This window comes from Candidatus Thioglobus sp. (assembly GCF_028599055.1).
Lineage (GTDB): Bacteria > Pseudomonadota > Gammaproteobacteria > PS1 > Pseudothioglobaceae > Thioglobus_A.
Window position 1 is genome coordinate 7,240 of the sequence record NZ_JAQRMS010000033.1, and the last position, 4,741, is coordinate 11,980.

6 protein-coding genes are annotated in these 4,741 nt (G+C 41.3%); 5 read left to right on the forward strand and 1 reads right to left on the reverse strand.

Annotated elements, in window-relative coordinates; genetic code table 11:
* Nucleotides 1-3 precede the first annotated feature (3 nt).
* Nucleotides 4-969, reverse strand: coding sequence for a KpsF/GutQ family sugar-phosphate isomerase (locus PSN35_RS03595; RefSeq protein ID WP_300029545.1), 966 nt, complete (start codon nt 967-969; stop codon nt 4-6).
* A 49-nt stretch (nt 970-1,018) separates the two neighbouring features.
* On the opposite strand from PSN35_RS03595, the gene PSN35_RS03600 reads away from it, so the two are divergent.
* The 5 genes from PSN35_RS03600 to PSN35_RS03620 all read left to right on the forward strand — a co-directional run.
* Nucleotides 1,019-1,495, forward strand: coding sequence for a low molecular weight protein-tyrosine-phosphatase (locus tag PSN35_RS03600; protein WP_300029549.1), 477 nt, complete (start codon nt 1,019-1,021; stop codon nt 1,493-1,495).
* Between the two features lie 125 nt (nt 1,496-1,620).
* Complete coding sequence (gene rpsL, locus PSN35_RS03605; RefSeq protein WP_291793760.1) at nt 1,621-1,995, forward strand: 30S ribosomal protein S12; 375 nt, start codon at nt 1,621-1,623, stop codon at nt 1,993-1,995.
* A 26-nt stretch (nt 1,996-2,021) separates the two neighbouring features.
* Nucleotides 2,022-2,489 carry a 30S ribosomal protein S7 gene (gene rpsG / locus PSN35_RS03610; protein ID WP_300029554.1) on the forward strand — a complete coding sequence of 156 codons (468 nt, stop codon included), beginning with the start codon at nt 2,022-2,024 and terminating at the stop codon, nt 2,487-2,489.
* Between the two features lie 18 nt (nt 2,490-2,507).
* Complete coding sequence (gene fusA, locus PSN35_RS03615) at nt 2,508-4,610, forward strand: elongation factor G (RefSeq protein ID WP_300029557.1); 2,103 nt, start codon at nt 2,508-2,510, stop codon at nt 4,608-4,610.
* A gap of 11 nt (nt 4,611-4,621) precedes the next feature.
* The coding region (locus PSN35_RS03620) for a GTP-binding protein (protein ID WP_300028326.1) at nt 4,622-4,741 on the forward strand (120 nt) is incomplete at its 3' end.

The window sequence follows — 4,741 nt, forward strand, 5'->3', positions numbered from 1 at the left end:
AATTTAGATAATTTTGGCTTGCATTAAGGTGTGGGTATTAATCGCCCCAACCACCTGATTATTATGATCAACAACTGGCAAAGAATTTAAATTAAATTCATCCATTATCTGTACCGCCGCCATGGCAGGCTTATCAGATAGAATTGACTTGCAGTTGGCCGTCATAACTTCGCCAACCGTTAGTGTTTGAATATGGTCATGGGTTTCTAATACACGACGCAGATCACCATCGGTAAAGATACCCTGTAGTTCATTATTGTTGGTAATGAGTACCATGCCTAACGCTTTTTGACTCATGACTAATAACGCATCTAGTAGTTTGGCATCAGCGCTAACATTTGGGATATCGTTGCCTGTTTTCATCACGGTGCTTACAAAGGTAAGCAAGCGTCTTCCTAGTGCGCCTGATGGGTGCGAGCGAGCAAAATCATCAGGGCTAAAACCTTTACTAGTTAAGATGCTAACAGCAAGCGCATCACCCATGGCGAGTGCAACTGTTGTTGATGAGGTGGGCGCTAAGTTATGAGGGCAGGCTTCTTTTTCAACGCTTACATCTAGGTGAATATCACTAATTTGACCAATGGATGAGTTGGCGTTGCCTGTCATGCCAATAATAGCAACACCAAGGCGTTTTATAACTGGCACTAATGTCATTATTTCATCAGATTCACCCGAATAAGAAATGCAAATAGCAACATCATTTTGTTCAATCATGCCCAAATCTCCATGACCTGCTTCACCCGGATGAACTGAAAATGCCGGTGTGCCAGTCGAGGCGAAAGTGGCTGCAATTTTATTGCCAATATGGCCAGATTTTCCCATGCCAATCAAAATCACCTTGCCAGAACAATTTTGAATTAACTCACAAGCTTTGACAAAATTTTGATCAAGCTGCTCAGATAACTGACTCAGCGCTTGCGCTTCTATTGAAATGACTTGTTTGGCGGTGTTGAGTAGCGAGTCGGACATAATAAATTTATAATTGATATAATGATTGATTTTATCGAACTAAAGCCACATGAGTAGTGAAAAAATTAAAATTTTATTTGTCTGCATGGGTAATATTTGTCGCTCGCCTACGGCTGAAGGAGCCTTTACAACGCAAGTAGAAAAACACGCCATTGCACATTTGTTTGAAATAGATTCAGCGGGTACGCATGCGTATCATATTGGTGAACAGCCCGATGCTAGATCGCAACTTTCAGCAAATAAGTTTGGCGTTGATCTATCTAGTCAACGAGCACGTCAAGTGCATGAATCAGATTTCTATCACTATGATTATATCGTAGCGATGGATGAATCAAATTTAGCTAATTTACAAGCGATTTGCCCAATGGAGCTACAATCAAAACTGTCATTGATGTTGTCCAATATTCCTAATAATCAAACCAAAGGTGTGCCAGATCCTTATTTTGAAGGCCGTTTTGACGAAGTGTTTGAGATGTTAAATCGCGCCAGTGGTTTTTTATTGGAAAAGCTAACGAAAAAGGCTTAAAACTTGTTGACATAAGGGCACGTAACAAAGTATAATTCTCTCTTTTATTGCCCCAGAAAAAACAGCGGGCGATTGTAAAAGTGTTAAATAGATAGAAATTTTAAGAATTTTGGAGAAATAGCAATATGTCAACAGTTAATCAATTGGTACGTAATCCACGTAAAAAGAAGGTTAGTAAAAGTGGCGTGCCAGCATTAGACAGCTGCCCTCAAAAACGTGGCGTATGTACTCGTGTATATACAACTACACCAAAGAAGCCTAACTCAGCATTACGTAAAGTTGCCCGTGTTAGATTAACAAATTCAGCCGAAGTAACTACCTACATTGGTGGTGAAGGTCACAACTTACAAGAACACTCAGTGATTCTTATTCGTGGTGGTCGTGTTAAAGATCTACCAGGTGTTCGTTACCACACAGTTCGTGGTGCACTAGATACTGTGGGTGTTGATGGCAGAATGCAAGGTCGTTCTAAGTATGGTACTAAGAAGCCTAAGAAATAACAACAAAATAAAATAAGAGAAGTCCTATGAGAAGAAGATCCGCCCCTAAAAGAGAAATCCTGCCAGATCCAAAGTTTGGTGATTTAGTATTGGCTAAGTTCGTAAACATCTTAATGTTAGATGGTAAGAAATCAGTAGCTGAGAAGATCGTTTATGATGCGTTAGATACAATTGAAGCTAAAGGTAATGCTGAGCCAATTGAAGTATTCAAACAAGCCTTAGATAATATCGGACCACAGGTTGAGATTAAATCTCGCCGTGTTGGTGGTTCAACTTACCAAGTGCCAATCGAAGTAAGAGCTGAGCGTAAGATTGCGCTAGCCATGCGTTGGATTATTGAAGCATCACGTAAGCGTGGTGAAAAAGGCATGAAGCTTAGATTAGCAGGTGAAGTATTAGACGCGATTCAAAACCGTGGTACTGCATTTAAGAAGAAAGAAGATACTCACAGAATGGCTGAAGCAAACAAAGCGTTTGCTCACTTCCGCTGGTAACCAAAAGGATTTAAGAAGATGGCAAGAAATCACCCCCTTAGTCGCTACCGCAATGTCGGTGTTATGGCGCACATTGATGCTGGTAAAACTACTACGACAGAACGTGTTCTTTTATACACGGGTCGTACTCACAAAATTGGTGAGGTTCACGATGGTGGTGCAACCATGGACTGGATGGAGCAGGAGCAAGAGCGTGGCATTACTATCACCTCTGCTGCAACTACTTGTATGTGGAAAGGTATGGACAATCAATTTGATGAGCACCGTATCAATATTATTGACACGCCGGGACACGTAGACTTCACCATTGAAGTTGAGCGTTCATTAAAAGTATTAGACGGCGCAATGGCATTGTTCTGTGCAGTTGGTGGTGTTGAGCCTCAGTCTGAAACAGTATGGCGCCAAGCAAATAAATACAACGTTCCTCGTATTGGCTTTGTTAATAAAATGGACCGTGCTGGTGCAGACTTCTTGCGCGTATGTGATCAAGTTAAAACACGTCTAGGTGCAAACCCAGTACCAATGCAAATTGCTATCGGTGCTGAGGAAGACTTTAAGGGTGTGGTTGATTTAATCACTATGAAGGCAATCTACTGGAATGAAGCAGACCAAGGCGCAACTTATGATGCGGTTGATATTCCTGCAGATCTTCAAGATCTTGCTGAAGAAAAGCGTGAATTCATGATTGAATCTGCCGCTGAAGCTTCTGAAGAGTTAATGGAAAAATACTTAGAAGAAGGCGAATTAACAGCTGACGAAATTAAAGAAGGTATCCGTACTCAAACAATTAATAATGAAATTATTCCAATGTTCTGTGGTTCTGCCTTTAAGAACAAAGGTGTGCAAGCTGCATTAGATGCAATCATTATGTACATGCCATCTCCACTTGACGTGGACGCGATTGAAGGTATTTTAGATGATAAAGATGAGACTAAAGCGCCTCGTCCAGCTTCAGATGATGAGCCTTTTTCAGCGCTAGCATTCAAGATTGCAACCGACCCATTTGTTGGTACATTAACATTCTTCCGTGTTTATTCAGGCGTACTTAAAGCAGGTGATTTTGTATACAATTCATCAAAAGGCAAGAAAGAGCGTATTGGTCGTATGGTGCAAATGCACTCTAACGATCGTGAAGAAATTAAAGAAGTTCGCGCTGGTGATATTGCTGCAGCGATTGGCCTTAAAGATGTTACAACGGGTGACACATTATGTGACCTAAAAGAGAAAATTGTTCTAGAAAGAATGGAATTCCCTGAGCCGGTAATCGCCTTAGCGGTAGAGCCTAAAACTAAGGCTGACCAAGAGAAAATGGGTATTGCACTTGGTAAGTTGGCTGCTGAAGATCCTTCTTTCCGTGTGTCTTCTGATGAAGAATCAGGTCAAACTATTATTGCGGGTATGGGTGAATTACACCTTGATATTATTGTAGATCGTATGCAGCGCGAATTCGACGTAGAATGTAACGTTGGTGCACCACAAGTATCTTACCGTGAAGCAATTACCACAATGGTTGAGCATCAACATAAATTTGCCAAACAATCAGGTGGTCGTGGTCAATATGGACACGTTCACTTGCGTATTGAGCCTCAAGAGCCTGGCGCAGGTTACGAGTTTGTAGACGAAATTAAAGGTGGCGTTATTCCTAAAGAATACATTCCTGCGGTTAACAAAGGTGTTCAAGAACAAATGGAAAATGGTGTATTAGCCGGCTTCCCATTGGTAGACGTTAAAGTAACTGTTTATGATGGTTCTTACCATGATGTTGACTCGAATGAAATGGCCTTTAAGATTGCTGCTTCTAAGTGTTTAGCAGAAGGTGTTAGAATGGCCAACCCTCAACTACTTGAGCCAATGATGGCTGTTGAAGTGGTTACACCAGAAGAGTACATGGGTGATGTTATGGGTGACCTTAACCGTCGTCGTGGATTAGTAGGCGGTATGGAAGATCTTCCTAACGGCAAACAACTAAAAGCAGAGGTTCCATTAGCAGAGATGTTTGGTTATGCAAATGACTTGCGTTCAGCAACCCAAGGACGTGCGAGCTATTCAATGGAATTCTCAAAGTACACAGCAGCACCAAAGAATGTTGCAGATGAAGTAATTGAAAAATTAAATAAGTAGGAGTATTTACAATGTCAAAAGAAAAATTTGAAAGAACCAAACCCCATGTAAACGTAGGCACAATCGGTCACGTTGACCATGGTAAGACGACACTAACAGCAGCGATGACCAAAGTAATGGCTGAAGCTAAC